The 16,026-nt window shown below is 59.0% G+C and carries 13 protein-coding genes and 1 pseudogene; 4 read left to right on the forward strand and 10 right to left on the reverse strand.

Features of this window, described 5'->3' with window-relative positions; translation table 11 throughout:
* Positions 1 to 73: 73 nt before the first annotated feature.
* Positions 74 to 796 (reverse strand): DUF1120 domain-containing protein, encoded by a 723-nt coding sequence (locus BW43_RS25290; protein ID WP_155989931.1) that lies wholly within the window; start codon positions 794 to 796, stop codon positions 74 to 76.
* A gap of 63 nt (positions 797 to 859) precedes the next feature.
* A complete protein-coding gene (locus BW43_RS28050) occupies positions 860 to 1,504 on the reverse strand; it encodes a DUF1120 domain-containing protein (RefSeq protein WP_081797570.1) in 645 nt (214 codons plus the stop codon).
* A gap of 504 nt (positions 1,505 to 2,008) precedes the next feature.
* On the opposite strand from BW43_RS28050, the gene ppx reads away from it, so the two are divergent.
* Complete coding sequence (ppx, locus tag BW43_RS25280) at positions 2,009 to 3,511, forward strand: exopolyphosphatase (RefSeq protein ID WP_032884523.1); 1,503 nt, start codon at positions 2,009 to 2,011, stop codon at positions 3,509 to 3,511.
* Positions 3,512 to 3,638: 127 nt separating this feature from the next.
* On the opposite strand, the gene ppk1 is transcribed toward ppx, so the two are convergent.
* Together ppk1 and hemB are read right to left on the reverse strand one after the other, a co-directional pair.
* Entirely contained in the window at positions 3,639 to 5,861 is a 2,223-nt protein-coding gene (gene ppk1 / locus BW43_RS25275; protein ID WP_032884322.1) for a polyphosphate kinase 1, read from the reverse strand.
* A gap of 18 nt (positions 5,862 to 5,879) precedes the next feature.
* Positions 5,880 to 6,893, reverse strand: coding sequence for a porphobilinogen synthase (gene hemB, locus BW43_RS25270; protein ID WP_032884324.1), 1,014 nt, complete (start codon positions 6,891 to 6,893; stop codon positions 5,880 to 5,882).
* 207 nt (positions 6,894 to 7,100) lie between these two features.
* Between hemB and BW43_RS25265 the strand changes: the two genes are divergently transcribed.
* On the forward strand, positions 7,101 to 7,736 hold the full coding sequence (locus BW43_RS25265) for a DedA family protein (RefSeq protein WP_032884326.1): 636 nt from the start codon (positions 7,101 to 7,103) through the stop codon (positions 7,734 to 7,736).
* On the opposite strand, the gene BW43_RS25260 is transcribed toward BW43_RS25265, so the two are convergent.
* Positions 7,717 to 8,952, reverse strand: coding sequence for a sterol desaturase family protein (locus BW43_RS25260; protein ID WP_032884328.1), 1,236 nt, complete (start codon positions 8,950 to 8,952; stop codon positions 7,717 to 7,719). The genes BW43_RS25265 and BW43_RS25260 overlap by 20 nt on opposite strands.
* A 116-nt stretch (positions 8,953 to 9,068) precedes the next feature.
* Here BW43_RS25260 and elbB point away from each other — a divergent pair, with 116 nt between their 5' ends.
* Positions 9,069 to 9,734, forward strand: a complete 666-nt coding sequence (elbB, locus tag BW43_RS25255; RefSeq protein WP_032884330.1) for an isoprenoid biosynthesis glyoxalase ElbB — start codon at positions 9,069 to 9,071, stop codon at positions 9,732 to 9,734.
* A gap of 58 nt (positions 9,735 to 9,792) precedes the next feature.
* Here elbB and BW43_RS25250 read toward each other — a convergent pair whose 3' ends face one another.
* Positions 9,793 to 10,248, reverse strand: a complete 456-nt coding sequence (locus tag BW43_RS25250) for a YaiI/YqxD family protein (RefSeq protein WP_032884331.1) — start codon at positions 10,246 to 10,248, stop codon at positions 9,793 to 9,795.
* 2 nt (positions 10,249 to 10,250) lie between these two features.
* Positions 10,251 to 12,146: a cytochrome c/FTR1 family iron permease gene (locus tag BW43_RS25245; protein WP_032884334.1), complete on the reverse strand. Its 1,896-nt coding sequence runs from the start codon at positions 12,144 to 12,146 to the stop codon at positions 10,251 to 10,253.
* 233 nt (positions 12,147 to 12,379) lie between these two features.
* On the opposite strand from BW43_RS25245, the pseudogene BW43_RS29170 reads away from it, so the two are divergent.
* Positions 12,380 to 12,662, forward strand: a pseudogene (locus BW43_RS29170) (penicillin-binding protein activator LpoB); the annotation flags it as partial.
* Between the two features lie 143 nt (positions 12,663 to 12,805).
* Here BW43_RS29170 and BW43_RS25240 read toward each other — a convergent pair.
* The 3 genes from BW43_RS25240 to BW43_RS25230 all read right to left on the reverse strand — a co-directional run bounded on the left by BW43_RS25240 (position 12,806) and on the right by BW43_RS25230 (position 16,012).
* Positions 12,806 to 13,438 carry a LysE family transporter gene (locus BW43_RS25240; protein ID WP_032884337.1) on the reverse strand — a complete coding sequence of 211 codons (633 nt, stop codon included), beginning with the start codon at positions 13,436 to 13,438 and terminating at the stop codon, positions 12,806 to 12,808.
* A 91-nt stretch (positions 13,439 to 13,529) separates the two neighbouring features.
* On the reverse strand, positions 13,530 to 14,102 hold the full coding sequence (locus BW43_RS25235) for a mechanosensitive ion channel family protein (RefSeq protein WP_032884339.1): 573 nt from the start codon (positions 14,100 to 14,102) through the stop codon (positions 13,530 to 13,532).
* On the reverse strand, positions 14,102 to 16,012 hold the full coding sequence (locus BW43_RS25230) for an ATP-binding cassette domain-containing protein (protein ID WP_032884341.1): 1,911 nt from the start codon (positions 16,010 to 16,012) through the stop codon (positions 14,102 to 14,104). The genes BW43_RS25235 and BW43_RS25230 overlap by 1 nt, the downstream gene beginning before the upstream one ends.
* Between the last annotated feature and the right edge of the window lie 14 nt (positions 16,013 to 16,026).

Raw genomic sequence — 16,026 nt, forward strand, 5'->3', positions numbered from 1 at the left:
AGCAAAACAGTCAGAACACGTTAAAACTTCAAACACCTAAAGTCTCAACGTGTGCTGACCGACTCAACATTGCTTACAAGTAACGTAACTCTAAGGTGGCATGGCCATCCAGATTGATACCCTCACCGACGGAGAAAGCAGAGGTCTTGTTGATAACCCCTTGCACTTGCAAGTTTCCGGAAACCACTGAAAGCTTAATCGGCGTAGTGGTCCCAGACGCCCAGCTTGTCAAATGCGGAGGCTGTGCCAGGGCCCCGTCGCCGACGGACCAAGTAACGCCGTTATTGTTCGAACCATTAACCCTGACCGTTTTACCGTCAGCAACGGTATTGGCCATGAACATAACGTAACCGCCAACTTTCTCACCTTTGGATGACGTGCCTAGCCCATAGTTAAAGGTGTCAACATAGGTCTGATTAAATGCACTTCGCATCATACCAGGCACTTTACTGCTTGCACGATTGTCCTGTGTCTTGATGCTTACCAAAGTAGGTGCATCGCATTTGACGGTAAAGGGCGTGCTTTTTTTATCCAACTTTGTGTAATGGGTGGCACTTAGCGAACTCGGTCGAATCATACCGTAATCAAATACCGAGTTGACTATCGTAAAGCTGCAGCTTGCGGGCGCGATGGTTCCTTTAACACGGACATCAGCTGCTTGGGCATTGAGCCCCGTCGCAGCCAAACATACACCCATCATTACAATAATTTTATTTTTCAAACTTATCACCTTTAACAAAAAAATGGATAGCCACAGATAAAACTCGCCCATAGGCCTGGCACTGAAAAAATTCACTGCAGAGCGCCGTCGCCCCGCCGAAAAGCAATCAGCCCCAGTTGACCATTAGGGTAGTTATGTTCAGATGTACTTCAGTTCCAGCGTGGCATGACCGTCCAGCTTGATTTCATTACTGAGGCTGAGAGCGGATGTCTTATTAAGAATGGCCCGAACGTTTAGCGTACCGGACAGCGTGGAAAACTTCAGCGGTGTAAAGTCACCCGACCACCAGCTGGTCAAGACAGGAGTTTGCGCCATGGCGCCGGCGATACCGCGCCAAACGCCACCATTGTCGAATGACTGCATAATATTGACAGCCTTGCCATCAGCCACCGAACTTCTCATGTATAAAATATAACCGCCGATATGTTCACCATTACCGGTATTACCAAGCCCGTAGTTATAGTTATCATTGTACTGCGAGCCATATTGAAGTGTTATGCCACCCACTTTACTTGCCGCACGATTATCCGTTGCACTTATAGCGACCCGAGCTTGTGCAGCACACTTTATGACGAACGGAGTGCTTTTGTTTGGTAACGGATTATATTGGGTGGCGCTTAAAGAGCTCGGATTGATTTTGCCATAATCAATGGTCGAATTTGTGAGTGTAAAACTGCAACTGGAAGGTGCAATGGAGCCTTTGACACGTAAGTCCGCAGCTTGAACGCTCAGGCAAGCAACTGCAAGGAACACGCCCCCAAACAAAGCACTTTTATTTTTCATATACAGTCCACCTTACTATCAAAGATCATTTATCTGCGTACAACTAAAAACTCAAACTATCTAAAAGCCAATCTTACAAGCCCACATTTAAAAGCCGCCCACACTGAACGCTCAACTATAAATAAATAACACCTAGGCAAAATCGCCGGACCGAAGTATTAACACTCCACCCCTTCAATTAAACCGGAAAAAATATCAATGATTGTAAGAGTACTCAGCGGCAGCCATTCCACACTGGAATATTCGTTGTGCGAATCAAAACAACAACTTGGAGGACTAATACAGAAGCATGTAGGAATTAGTTACCAATCCCATAAATAAAGCCCCGGAAATCAAGGACTACGGCATCTGTTAACTTTGTAATGCAATCGTCATGAAAATCTCCTACAACCCGCATCGGCAATTTCCGCTGAAGCCCTGATTGGAATTCCTATGGCGCTACGCGTTGGCGCCAGCGGTCGATCGTGGCACGATGGTCAGGTTATCGACCGAGACCCCCAAACCATGCCGCAATCCCAAGCCAAGAATCTGTCCCTGATCGCCGCCATAGACCTGGGTTCCAATAGCTTTCACATGGTCGTGGCCAAGGCCCAGAACGGCGAAATCCGCATCCTTGAACGGCTCGGCGAGAAAGTGCAACTGGCTGCCGGGATCGACGACGCCCGCCAGCTCAATGAAGAATCCATGCAGCGCGGGCTCGATTGCCTCAAGCGTTTTGCGCAGCTGATTAACGGTATGCCCCTGGGCGCGGTGCGGATTGTCGGCACTAATGCCCTGCGCGAAGCGCGCAATCGCGGCGAATTCATCCGCCGCGCCGAGGAAATCCTCGGCCACCCGGTAGAAGTCATCTCCGGCCGTGAAGAGGCGCGCCTGATCTATCTAGGCGTGTCCCACACCTTGGCCGACACCCCCGGCAAGCGTCTGGTGGCGGACATCGGCGGCGGCAGTACCGAGTTCATCATCGGCCAGCGTTTCGAACCGCTGCTGCGCGAAAGCCTGCAGATGGGTTGCGTCAGCTATACCCAACGTTACTTTAAGGACGGCAAGATCACTCCGGCGCGCTACGCCCAGGCCTACACCGCAGCGCGGCTGGAAATCATGAGTATCGAACACGCCCTGCACCGCCTGACTTGGGATGAGGCCATCGGCTCGTCTGGCACCATCCGTGCTATCGGCCTGGCACTCAAGGCCGGCGGCCATGGCACGGGTGAGGTCAACGCCGAAGGCCTGGCGTGGCTCAAGCGCAAGCTATTCAAACTGGGGGACGCCGAGAAAATCGACTTCGACGGCATCAAGCCCGACCGTCGCACCATTTTCCCGGCCGGCCTGGCGATTCTCGAAGCCATCTTCGACGCCCTCGAACTGCAACGCATGGACCACTGTGACGGCGCCCTGCGCGAAGGTGTGCTCTACGACCTGCTGGGCCGCCATCACCACGAGGACGTACGTGAGCGCACGCTCAGCTCGCTGATGGAGCGTTATCACGTCGACCTGGAACAAGCCGCCCGTGTGGAACGCAAAGCCTTGCACGCGTTCGACCAAGTGGCCGAGGACTGGGACCTGGAAGACGGCGTATGGCGAGAGCTGCTGGGCTGGGCCGCCAAGGTGCATGAGGTAGGCCTGGATATCGCCCACTACCACTACCACAAGCACGGCGCCTACCTGATCGAGCACTCCGACCTGGCCGGGTTCTCCCGGGAAGACCAGCAGATGCTCGCACTGCTGGTGCGCGGCCATCGTCGCAATATTCCCAAGGATAAGTTTGCCGAGTTCGGTGATGAAGGCATCAAGCTGATCCGCCTGTGCGTACTGCTGCGCTTCGCGATCCTGTTCCACCACATTCGCGGCACCCAGGAAATGCCCCAGGTGAGCCTGCGCGCCAATGGCGAGAGCCTGGATGTCGTGTTCCCGAAAGGCTGGCTGGATGAGAACCAACTGACCCAGGCGGACTTCGCCCAGGAAGCGGAGTGGCTGACACGAGTGGGGTTCAGCCTGAACCTGCGCTAGAGAACACCGGAAACAACTGTGGGAGGGGGCTTGCTCCCGATGGCGGTAGACCAGTCAATGAATCTGTTGACTGGTCTACCGCCATCGGGAGCAAGCCCCCTCCCACATTTTCAGACCGCGTCGGTGCTTAGTTCACCGACAGAATCGGACTGCCCAACTTCTCTAGCAACGTCGCCTGCGCACTGCGTGGGTTCTGGTTGCCGGTCGGCGTATTGCGCACGTAACGGCCGTCGGATTGCAGGCTCCAGCTGTGGGTGTTGTCGGTCAGGTAGCTTTCCAGCTCTTTCTTGACCCGCATGATCAGCTTCTTGCCCTCTACAGGGAAGCAGGTCTCCACACGCTTATCCAGGTTGCGCTCCATCCAGTCGGCACTGGACAGGAACATCTGCTCTTCGCCGCCGTTGAGGAAGTAGAACACCCGCGTGTGCTCCAGGAAGCGGCCGATGATCGAACGCACATGGATATTGTGCGACACGCCAACAATGCCCGGACGCAGGCAGCACATGCCACGCACCACCAAGTCGATACGCACGCCGGACTGGCTGGCCTTGTAAAGCGCGCGGATGATCTTCGGATCGGTCAGCGAGTTGAACTTGGCAATGATGTGCGCCGGTTTGCCGTCGAGGGCGAACTGAGTTTCGCGGGCAATCATGTCGAGCATGCCCTTCTTCAGGGTGAACGGCGCGTGCAGCAGCTTCTTCATGCGCAAGGTCTTGCCCATGCCGATTAACTGGCTGAACAACTTGCCGACGTCTTCACACAAGGCGTCGTCGGAAGTCAGCAGGCTGTAGTCGGTATAGAGCTTGGCGTTGCCAGCGTGGTAGTTGCCGGTACCCAAGTGGGCGTAGCGCACGATCTCACCCGCTTCGCGGCGCAGGATCAGCATCATCTTGGCGTGTGTCTTGAAGCCAACCACGCCGTAGATCACCACCGCGCCGGCCGCTTGCAGACGGCTGGCCAGTTGCAGGTTGGACTCTTCGTCGAACCGCGCACGCAACTCAATCACCGCGGTGACTTCCTTGCCGTTGCGCGCAGCGTCCACCAGGGCATCGACGATTTCCGAGTTGGCGCCGCTGCGGTACAGGGTCTGGCGTACGGCCAAAACGTGCGGATCCTTGGCGGCCTGGCGCAGCAGGTCGACCACCGGAGTGAAGGACTCGAACGGGTGCAGCAGCAGGATGTCCTGCTTGCTCACCACGCTGAAAATGTTCTCGCTGTTTTGCAGCAGTTTCGGGATCTGCGGCGTGAACGGCGTGTATTGCAGCTCCGGGTGGCTGTCCAGGCCGGTGATGCTGAACAGGCGCGTCAGGTTCACCGGACCGTTGACCTGATACAACTCGGTCTCGCCCAGGTTGAACTGCTTGAGCAGGTAGTCCGACAGGTGTTTCGGGCAGGTGTCGGCCACTTCCAGGCGCACCGCATCGCCGTAGCGCCGCGAGAACAGCTCGCCGCGCAGGGCACGGGCCAAGTCTTCGACGTCTTCGGAGTCGAGCGCCAGGTCGGCGTTACGGGTCAGGCGGAACTGGTAGCAGCCCTTGACCTTCATGCCTTGGAACAGATCATCGGCGTGGGCGTGGATCATCGAGGACAGGAATACATAGTTGTCGCCAGCGCCCCCCACCTCTTCCGGCACCTTGATGATCCGTGGCAGCAAACGCGGCGCCGGGATGATCGCCAGGCCGGAATCGCGACCGAAGGCGTCGATACCTTCCAGCTCAACGATGAAGTTGAGGCTCTTGTTCACCAGCAATGGGAACGGGTGCGTCGGGTCGAGGCCGATCGGCGTGATGATTGGCGCGATCTCGTCACGGAAATAGCGACGCACCCACGTTTTGATCTTGGTGGTCCAGTGACGGCGACGGATGAAGCGGACCTGATGTTTTTCCAGCTCCGGCAGCAGGATGTCGTTGAGGATCGCGTATTGGCGGTCCACATGGCCGTGCACCAGCTCGCTGATGCGCGCCAACGCCTGGTGCGGTTGCAGGCCGTCGGCGCCGGCTTGTTCGCGGGCGAAGGTGATCTGCTTTTTGAGGCCGGCAACACGGATCTCGAAGAACTCGTCCAGGTTGCTGGAGAAAATCAGCAGGAATTTCAGCCGCTCCAGCAACGGGTAGGACTCATCCAGCGCCTGTTCCAGCACGCGGATGTTGAATTGCAGTTGCGACAGCTCGCGGTGGATGTAAAGGCTGCTGTCATCCAGGTTGGTCACCATCGGCACTGGCGCCGGCGCTGGTACTTCGGCCACCACGGCAGGCGGAGCCGGTTCCAGCTCCGGCGGGGTCTCGGCGACTTGTTCAACCACCGGGTGAGCGTCTTTTACTGCAACTTCGGAGAGTCCTTCGGTATTCATCGAGTGTTCCTGTGAGGGCTATTGTTGCTCTCTAAGCAATTGGGCGGCGCGGGCGGCAAAGTAGGTCAGAATGCCATCAGCTCCGGCACGTTTAAAGGCCGTCAGGGATTCCAGAATCACCCCTTCACTCAACCATCCATTCTGTATTGCAGCCATGTGCATGGCGTATTCGCCGCTGACCTGATAGACAAAGGTCGGCACCTTGAATTCATCTTTGACCCGCCAAAGGATGTCCAGGTACGGCATCCCCGGCTTGACCATCACCATGTCGGCGCCTTCGGCCAGATCGGCCGCCACTTCGTGCAAGGCTTCATGGCTATTGGCAGGATCCATCTGGTAAGAGGCCTTGTTGGCCTTGCCCAAGTTCAATGCCGAGCCCACCGCGTCCCGGAACGGGCCGTAGTAGGCGCTGGCGTACTTCGCTGAATAGGCCATGATTCGCACATTGACGTGGCCGGCCAGCTCCAGGGCTTCGCGAATCGCCTGGATGCGGCCGTCCATCATGTCCGAAGGTGCGACCACCTGGGCGCCTGCCGCGGCGTGCGACAAGGCCTGCCTGACCAACGCATCGACGGTGATGTCGTTCTGAACATAGCCGTCTTCGTCCAGGATGCCATCCTGACCGTGGGTCGTGAACGGGTCCAACGCCACGTCGGTGATCACCCCCAACTCAGGGAAACGCTCGCGCAGAGCACGTGTTGCGCGCTGGGCGATCCCTTGCGGGTTCCAGGCTTCGGCCGCATCGAGGGACTTGAGTTCAGCCGGCGTGACCGGGAACAGCGCCAACGCCGGAATCCCCAGTTCGACCCAACCCGCCGCCTCTTCCAGCAGCAGATCAATGGTCAGACGCTCCACCCCCGGCATCGACGCAACGGCTTCTCGACGATTTTCGCCATCGAGCACAAACACCGGCAGGATCAGATCATTCGTCGTCAGTACGTTTTCACGAACCAGACGGCGAGAAAAATCATCACGGCGATTGCGACGCAGACGAGTGGCTGGGAACAGGCGATTGGCAGGGGTAAAGCTCACGACAGACTCCTGAGCCCGGGTTTACGGGCGAGCGTTGCAGTTATAAGCGGCCATTATGACGAAGGTATGACAGTTGTGCTTATCGATGCGACCTGTAGTCGCATTCGTCGTTTATGTAGGAATTGTTCACTTCGTGACACATCTCGATACTTTCATGAATGTTCACGAAGGCGTAGGCTGCGCGTTCATTTCGCCAGCACCCAGACCATGCTTCAACAATTTCTGCATGACTTCGGCTACTTTGCCCTCTTCCTCGGGACGTTCTTTGAAGGCGAGACCATTCTGGTGCTCGCAGGCTTCCTGGCGTTCCGTGGCTACATGGATATCAACCTGGTGGTGGTCGTTGCCTTCTTTGGCAGCTACGCCGGCGACCAGCTTTGGTATTACATGGGGCGCAAGCACGGCCGCAAACTGCTGGCACGCAAGCCGCGCTGGCAACTGATGGGCGACAAAGCACTGGAACACATCCGCAAACACCCGGATATCTGGGTGCTGAGTTTCCGCTTCGTCTACGGATTGCGCACGGTGATGCCGGTCGCGATTGGTCTGTCGGGCTACCCGCCACTGCGCTACCTGATCCTCAACGGGATCGGTGCTGCCATCTGGGCAGCGGCTTTGGGTGCGGCGGCTTATCACTTCGGCGCAGTACTGGAAGGCATGCTCGGCAGCGTCAAAAAGTACGAATTGTGGGTGCTCGGCGCGTTGTTGTTACTAGGCTTTGGCCTGTGGCTGCGGCGCCGCTTCAAGAACGCTCGAATCGCCCGCCAGGCCTGTGCAGATGCCAAGGCCCGGCTCGCGGCCGAGCCTGCCTCGATCGAAGCGCCTAAGACACCAGTCGAGTAAGCCGGCTTCTACAGCAGTAGAGGCCGATCACGCTGAGCAGGCTATAACTCAGCAGCCCAAGCCAGCCCAAGTGGCTGGCCGGCCACAGCCCCACCTGCGGTGCCAGCCACACCAGCGGTACATTCAATGCCAGCCGTACCAGCTCAGCCTTCAAGGTCCACGGGCGATTCTCCAGAGCCACGCCCAACGTAAACAACCCAAACGCCATCGCACCCCAGCCCACAATCAGCGCGGTGGCGGGCAAACCCTCGCCGAAATTCATCAAATAGCTGCCAAACCCCACATACGCGGCAAACTGCAGGGCGATGTACACCTGTTGGCGCGCGTCCAGCGGCACGTCGAATTTGCGGAACTGGCTCAAATCAGGCTTGGCCAGGGGGTATTTGGCCTTCACGTCCGCAGGGCGCCAGCCGGTGCGCATGAACCAGATGCGCAGCTTGTCCCACTTACTCTCGGTACGCCGTGCATCGCTCCAAAGCTGCGCATAAAACTGCAAGTTGGCCCACAGCGGGTTCCAACTCGCCAAGGGGGTCGTCACACCAAAAACCACCGGTTCGTTGTCGTCTTCTTCCTGGAAGGTGCCGAACAGCCGGTCCCAAAGAATGAACACCCCGCCGTAGTTGCGATCCATGTAAAGAGCGTTCTGTGCATGGTGGGCCCGATGATTGGATGGCGTGACGAAGAACCACTCGAACCAGCCGAGCTTGGGCACATGACGGGTGTGCACCCAGAATTGATAGAGCAGGTTGAGCGAGGCGACGCTGATGAATACCACCAACGGCACACCGAGCACGGCCAGGGGCAGGTAGAAAATCCAGCTCAGCAGAAACCCGGTGCTGGTCTGGCGCAGGGCGGTGCTGAGGTTGTAGTCCTCGCTCTGATGATGCACCGAGTGCGCGGCCCACAGGATATTGCGCTCGTGCCCCATCCGGTGCAGCCAGTAGTAGCAGAAGTCGTAGAGCACAAAGGCGAAGACCCAGGTCCAGACACTCTGGGCAGGCAGTTCGATCAGCGCCAAGTGCTTGAGGGCGAATGCGTAGGTCAGCAGCCCGACGCCCTTGGTCAACAACCCCGTGGTGGTGGACAGCACGCCGGTGCTGAGGCTGTTGATGGCGTCCGCGACCCGGTAGTTGCGCTGACCGCGCCAACGGTCAGCGAGCAATTCCACCACGATCAGGGCGATGAAAAACGGTACCGCGTAAGGCACGAAGTCCATGAGCTAGTCCGGTCTATTGTTGTGGCATCAAGATTAGGTGCAGCGACGCGAGATCCCATTGGCAACAGGTTACAAATTAGTAGACATTTAACGCCAAGACCCCAGGAGAAATGCCCATGAGCAAAAAGATTGCAGTGATCCTTTCCGGCTGCGGCGTGTATGACGGCGCAGAGATCCAAGAAAGCGTGATCACCCTGCTGCGCCTGGACCAGCGCGGCGCTCAGGTCCAATGCTTTGCCCCCGACATTCCACAGCTGCACGTAGTCAACCATCTCACCGGTGAAGAGATGCCTGAGTCACGTAATGTGCTGGTGGAGTCGGCGCGCATTGCCCGAGGCGAGGTGAAGGACATCAAAGAGGCCAATGCCGAAGAGTTCGATGCGTTGATCGTGCCCGGCGGGTTTGGTGCGGCGAAGAACCTGTCGGACTTTGCTGTGAAAGGCGCAGAGTGCAGCGTTAATCCACAAGTATTGGCACTGGCTGAAGCCTTTGCCGAAGCCGGAAAGCCGGTCGGGCTGATCTGCATCTCACCGGCCCTGGCCGCAAAAATCTACGGCCCAGGGGTGACCTGCACCATCGGCAACGACACCGACACCGTCGCAGCCCTGGACAAAATGGGCGCCTCCCATCAGGAGTGCGCGGTTGAAGATATCGCCGAAGACACGGCGCGCAAGCTCGTGAGTACGCCGGCCTATATGCTCGGCAAGAACATCAGCGAGGTGGCTTCAGGCATCAACAAGCTGGTGGATCGGGTGTTGGAGCTGACCCACGAAAACGACTGATCCGCTCACACAACACTAGATTGTGGTGAGCGGGCTTGCCCCGGGCGAGGTACGGAAGTCAGGCGGGGCGCATCAACTGGGTGAGGATGCGGTCGAGCGAGTTGGCGAACGCCTGCTTATCCTTCTCGCTATGGGGCGGCGGCCCACCGCCCATCTGGCCTTGCTCACGCAGATCGGTAAACAGGTTACGCACCGCCAACCGCTCACTCATGTTCGCGGGGCTGAACTCCTTGCCCCGCGGGTCGAGCGCCGTGACACCCTTTTTCACAAGGCGGTCAGCCAACGGCACATCGCTGCAGATCACCAGTTCGCCGGGCACGGCGTGCTCTACCAAGTAATCATCCGCCGCGTCCGGACCACTGGGCACCACGATCAGCTTCACGCAGGCAAAGCTCGGCTTGATCTGGCTCTGCCCAGCCACCAGCACCACCTCGAACTGGCGTTTGAGGGCAAACTTCACCACTTGGTCCTTGGCCGCCCGAGGGCAGGCATCGGCGTCAATCCATACCCGCATAGTCAAGCCGTCACGCGGCGTTTTTCGGCCAAACGACTGCGACCATACAGCACCACAATCGCCAGGATCGCTAAGGCCTGGGCGCTCAACGAATACGCGTCGGCGTGGATACCCAGCCAGTCGAAATCAAAGAATGCCACTGGCCGCGTGCCGAAGATGCCGGCTTCCTGCAACGCCTTGACGCCATGTCCGGCGAACACCACCGACAGCGCGCACAGTAGCGCCGCGTTGATGCCGAAGAACAGCGCCAGCGGCAACCTCGCCGAACCGCGCAGGATTACCCAAGCCAGGCCCACCAGCAGCACCAGCGCCGTTGCACCGCCCGCCAGCACAGCGTTGTGCCCGGCCGGGCCGGCTTGAAGCCACAGGGTTTCGTAGAACAGGATTACTTCGAACAGCTCGCGGTATACCGAGAAGAACGCCAGCACCGCGAAACCAAAACGCCCACCACCGCCCACCAAGCTGCTCTTGATGTAGTCCTGCCACGCCGCTGCATGGCGGCGATCATGCATCCAGACGCCCAGCCACAGCACCATGACACTGGCGAACAGGGCCGTGCAGCCTTCAAGCAATTCGCGCTGGGCCCCACTGACATCAATGACATACGCCGCCAATGCCCAGGTGGCCAAGCCCGCCAGCAACGCCAGGCCCCAGCCGACGTTAACGCTACGCACCGCCGATTGCTGGCCGGTGTTACGCAGGAAGGCAAGGATCGCTGCCAGCACCAAAATCGCTTCCAGGCCTTCGCGCAGCAGAATCAGCAGGCCTGAGATGTAGCTCAACGACCAACTCAAACCGTCGCTGCCCAGCAAACCGGCGGATTCGGTGAGCTTGCCCTTGGCCACGTCCAGGCGCTGCTGCACCTGCTCAATCGGCAAGCCATCCTGCAACGACTGACGGTAGGCCATCAGGGCCTTCTCGGTATCTTTGCGCACGTTAGCATCGACGTTATCCAGGGAGCTTTCTACCAGCTCGAAACCTTCCAGATAAGCCGCTACAGACAGGTCGTAGGCTTGTTCGTGGTCGCCATTACGGAACGCGGCGAGGCTTTTGTCCAAGGTCGTTGCGGTGTAGTCGAGCAACTGGGCCGGGCCACGCTTGACCTGCGGTGGTTGCGCACGCTGGGCGCGGAAGGTTGCGGCAGCGGCCGGGCCGTCTGCGGCCAACACTTCGTTGGGGGTTCGGCGAGCCAGATCGGCGAGGTTGAAGGGCTGCTCACTTTTTGCCGCAGCCGGGTCAGCGGTGAAGCCAGCGATGTAGGTCGCCAGGTCCCAGCGCTGACGGTCGTCCAACTGATCGGCAAAGGACGGCATATCGGTGCCTTCGACGCCCAGGCCCAGGGTGTTATAGATCGCGTAGAGGCTCAGACGATCCAGGCGCGCGGCATCCCGCAGGTTGGCAGGCGGCGGTGTGAGGCCCACGCCCGCCGGGCCATCACCCGCGCCGGCAGTGCCGTGGCACACCGAGCAATGCTGGGCATAGAGCGGTGCACCGCGCGTCGGGTCGGGCGTGATGGCCGGGGCCTGACTGACTTCATAAGCGACGGCCAACTTGGCGCCCAACTGACGGGCCTGCCGGGCGACGGTCGCGCCATCCTCATGCGCGTTGACAGCTGACAGTAATTCATCAACGCCCTTTACCAGCTCGGCGCGCTCAGGTCTTTGCGGCAAGTCCGCCACCAACCCCTGCAACACCCCGAGAAACTCCACCTGCTCGCGAAATTCCGAATCATCCACCACCTTGCCCGCCTCCACCGTCGGCGGGTAGTCAGCGCCAATGTAGTCCAGCAAATGCAGGGCTTGTGGCGCGCCTTCGGCAGTTGCCGCCAACAGGTTGGAGCTGCACGACATCAACGCCGGCAACATCAGCCAGGCGAGAAAACGGAAGGGGGCAGTCATGAACGAATCTCAAAGGGAAATACGAAGTAACACATTGTTAAGGCTTATCCGGTTTGACTCAAGGTGTAAGTGATGGGGTGCGGATAAGGACCCTGGATTTTTGCAGTCGAATAGTGGCACTTCGGCATGGCTTACCCATATAGGCTCCAAATCAGTTCACTCAAACAGGTAACAGCTATTAACCGGTAGGGACGATTTCGCGAGGATCTGGCCATGCTCTGGAGAACTCCCACAGCCACTCAACCGTACTGGGCCTGACGCTGGTGGAGGATTTCAGCCGGTTAACACACGCACCTTTGAGATCACCTCAGCATTTACCACCACGGTGAAGGCCAGGACACCAAACTGGTGAACAGCCGCAATGTGCGCGTTAGCCTGAACCGCCCGAATGGGATGAAAGAGGTGTCGAAGGCATTCGGTGAGGATGTGGAGCAATTGGGTGGCGGGCATCAAGCGCCCAACCTACCGGAGTTGCGTAATAACGTGCCTAGGAATGAAGCGCCGAAGACTTTGCGCAGAGCGGTGATCCTCTGGGCGACACAAACCCAATGTGAGAGGGGGCTTGCTCCCGATAGCAGTGTCTCAGTCAGTTTAGCTGTAGCTGAGACACCGCCATCGGGAGCAAGCCACCTCCCACACTTTTGACCCCGTTTCTTCAGTTATGCCGTGGCGCGGTGCAAGCTGGCCAGGAAACCCGCAGCCCCAACGAACAATCCGGCAAACGTGCGGTTAACACGTTTTTGCTGCTTAGGCGTACGCAACAGCCGCAGCACTTTTGACGCCAATCCCGTATATCCCGCCATCACGATCATATCGACGCTGATCATCGTCGCGCCCAGGATCAGATACTGGATCAGCAAAGGCGCCTGCGGGTTCACGAACTGCGGCAGTACCGCCAACATGAACACTAGGGCTTTTGGATTGCTGGCGTTGACCAGAAAGCCACGGAACATCATCGCCATCGGCTTGCCGATCGGACGTGGCGCCGCGTCATCGGTCATGTCCATGGGCAAGGCGCGCCATTGCTTGATAGCCAGGTACACCAGGTACGCCACACCAAACCATTTGATCGCATAGAACGCGGTCGACGACGCCGCCAGAATGGCACCCAAGCCGCCTGCCACCACAGCAATCTGCATCGCCAGGCCCAATTGCAGGCCAATGGCGTTCCAATAACCGCGCACGAAACCATATTGCAGGCCGCTGGACATCGAAGCGATGGCACCGGCGCCAGGGGAAAGGGAGATGATCCAACTGGCCAGGAAAAAGGCCAGCCACGTATCGAGTGCCATTGCACACCTCGGGAGAGAGTCAGCGATTGTTATGCCTAAAGCTAACTCCGCCGACCAGAGGCTGGCTATAGATTTTTACGCGCGGTGAATGCTAGCGGTCACCAGGAAACACATGGGTGCCTGGCCAGCGTCGTACAGAGCGTTGGAAGAATAGGCTGTTTGGGACCTGCACCATCGCGCTGTCGGTGCCGGCTTCCGCCACTTCGATCAGCGTGGTGTAGAGCAGATTGATTGCCACCACACGGCCTTTCACCCCCGGTTTGTCGACCGTATCCACCAGCTCGACGATGTCACCAATGCGGAACGGCCCGACGGTGAAGATTAAGATCGCGCACAGCAGGTTCGACAGCACCGACCACATCGCGAAGAACGCTACGGCGGCAACCGCAACAAACCCCGACAGCGCCGTCCACAACACCGTGGCGGACACGCCCAGGCGACCCAGCACGAAGATCAGCGCACTGCCCATGATCAGCCAGCGCAAGCCACCGCGCAGCGGCATCAACAGTTGCGGCGGAAACGGGTAGCGCTCACCCAAACGAGTCAGGCCTTTGGCAACGAAACGCTGGGCGAGGTATGCGCCCAGCAGGATCAGCAGGATTTGTACGCCGATCCACGCGGGCTCGACCCATTGCGTGGGTATCGGCAACTGCAACGCCTCCATCAGGACAGCGCCTCCAGCTCCGCTTGCAGGGTTTCAAGCAGTTCGAGGGCTTCCATCCAGGTTTCCTCCAACTGCCCTTCACGCACCTTGAGCTTGGCCTGCTCGGCCAGCAGGTCACGCAGCTCGTCCTTGCGGGCCGCCTCGTATACAGCGCTGTCGCCCAAACTGGCTTCGATCTTGGCCAGGCGCTCGTGAACCTTGCCCAGCTCGGCTTCGAGCTTGTCGGCTTCGCGCTTATGCGGCGCCAACTGTTGGCGCAATGCAGCAGCAGCCTGACGTTGAGCCTTCTTGTCAGTCTTATCCGGGTTAACCGGTGTGTTGCTGACCGGCGCGTTGCGCAGACGGTAATCCGTCAGCCAGCGTGCGTAGTCATCGAGGTCGCCGTCGAACTCTTCGACTTTGCCATCTGCGACCAGCAGGAAGTTATCGGTGGTGCTCTTGAGCAAGTGGCGATCGTGAGACACCACCAGCACCGCACCGCTGAACTCCTGCAGGGCCATGGTCAGCGCCAGGCGCATTTCCAGGTCCAGGTGGTTGGTGGGTTCATCGAGCAGCAGCAGGTTTGGGCGGTCCCAGGCGATCAGCGCCAAGGCCAGGCGGGCTTTTTCGCCACCGGAGAAGTTCAGCACCGGCTCATCGATACGCGCGCCACGGAAGTCGAAACCACCTAGGAAATCACGCAGGGTTTGCTCGCGCTCGGTCGGCGCCAGGCGTTGCAGGTGCAGCAACGGACTTGCCTTGGAATCGAGAGAGTCCAGCTGATGCTGGGCGAAGTAGCCCACCACCAGGTTCTCACCACGAGTCAGGCGGCCGGCCAAAGGTTGCAGCTCGCCCGAGAGGTTCTTGATCAGGGTCGACTTGCCCGCGCCGTTGGGGCCGAGCAAACCGATGCGCGCGCCTGGCGTGAGCTGCAGTTTGACCTTTTCCAGGATGGTTTTTTCGCCATAACCCAGGCGAGCATCCGAGAGGTCCAACAAGGGACTGGAGATCTTCACCGACTCGCGGAACACAAAGTCGAATGGCGAATCGACGTGGGCCGCCGACAGTTCTTCCATGCGCTCCAACGCCTTGATCCGGCTTTGGGCCTGACGGGCCTTGGTGGCCTGGGCCTTGAACCGTGCGATGTAGCTTTCCATGTGCGCACGCTGCGCCTGCTGTTTCTCGAACGCCTGCTGCTGCTGGGCCAGGCGCTCGGCACGCGCACGTTCGAACGCGGTGTAGCCGCCACGGTAGAGGGTGATCTTCTTCTGTTCGACGTGGGCGATGTTGTCGACCACAGCATCGAGGAAATCCCGGTCGTGGGAAATCAGCAGCAAGGTGCCCTGGTAGCTCTTGAGGAAGTCTTCCAGCCACAGGATCGCATCGAGGTCCAAGTGGTTGGTTGGTTCGTCGAGCAGCAACAGGTCCGAGGGGCACATCAGCGCCTGGGCCAAGTTAAGGCGCATGCGCCAGCCACCGGAAAAGTCGGCGACCGGCCGGTCCATCTGCTCGTTGGTGAAGCCAAGGCCGGCAAGCATCTTGCGGGCGCGGGCGTCGGCGGTGTAGCCGTCGGCGCTGTCGAGTTCCGCGTGCAGGCGGGCCTGTGCGGCGCCATCCTGGGCTTTCTCGGCCTCGGCCAGGTCGTGTTGCACCTGGCGCAGACGCAGGTCGCCATCGAGCACGTAGTCGATCGCGATGCGGTCCAGGGTGTCGATCTCCTGGCGCATATGGGCGATGCGCCAGTCGGCGGGCAGCAAGCAGTCCCCGGAATCCGGGGTCAGCTCACCCAGCAACAGGGCAAACAACGTGGATTTGCCGGCGCCGTTGGCACCGATCAGGCCGGCTTTGTGACCGGCGTGCAGGGTCAGCTCGGCGTCTTCGAGAAGACGTTGCGGGCCACGCTGTAATGTTAGGCTTTGAAGTCGGATCATAATGGCGGCGGAGT

The organism is Pseudomonas sp. RIT357, assembly GCF_000632245.1.
Lineage (GTDB): Bacteria > Pseudomonadota > Gammaproteobacteria > Pseudomonadales > Pseudomonadaceae > Aquipseudomonas > Aquipseudomonas sivasensis.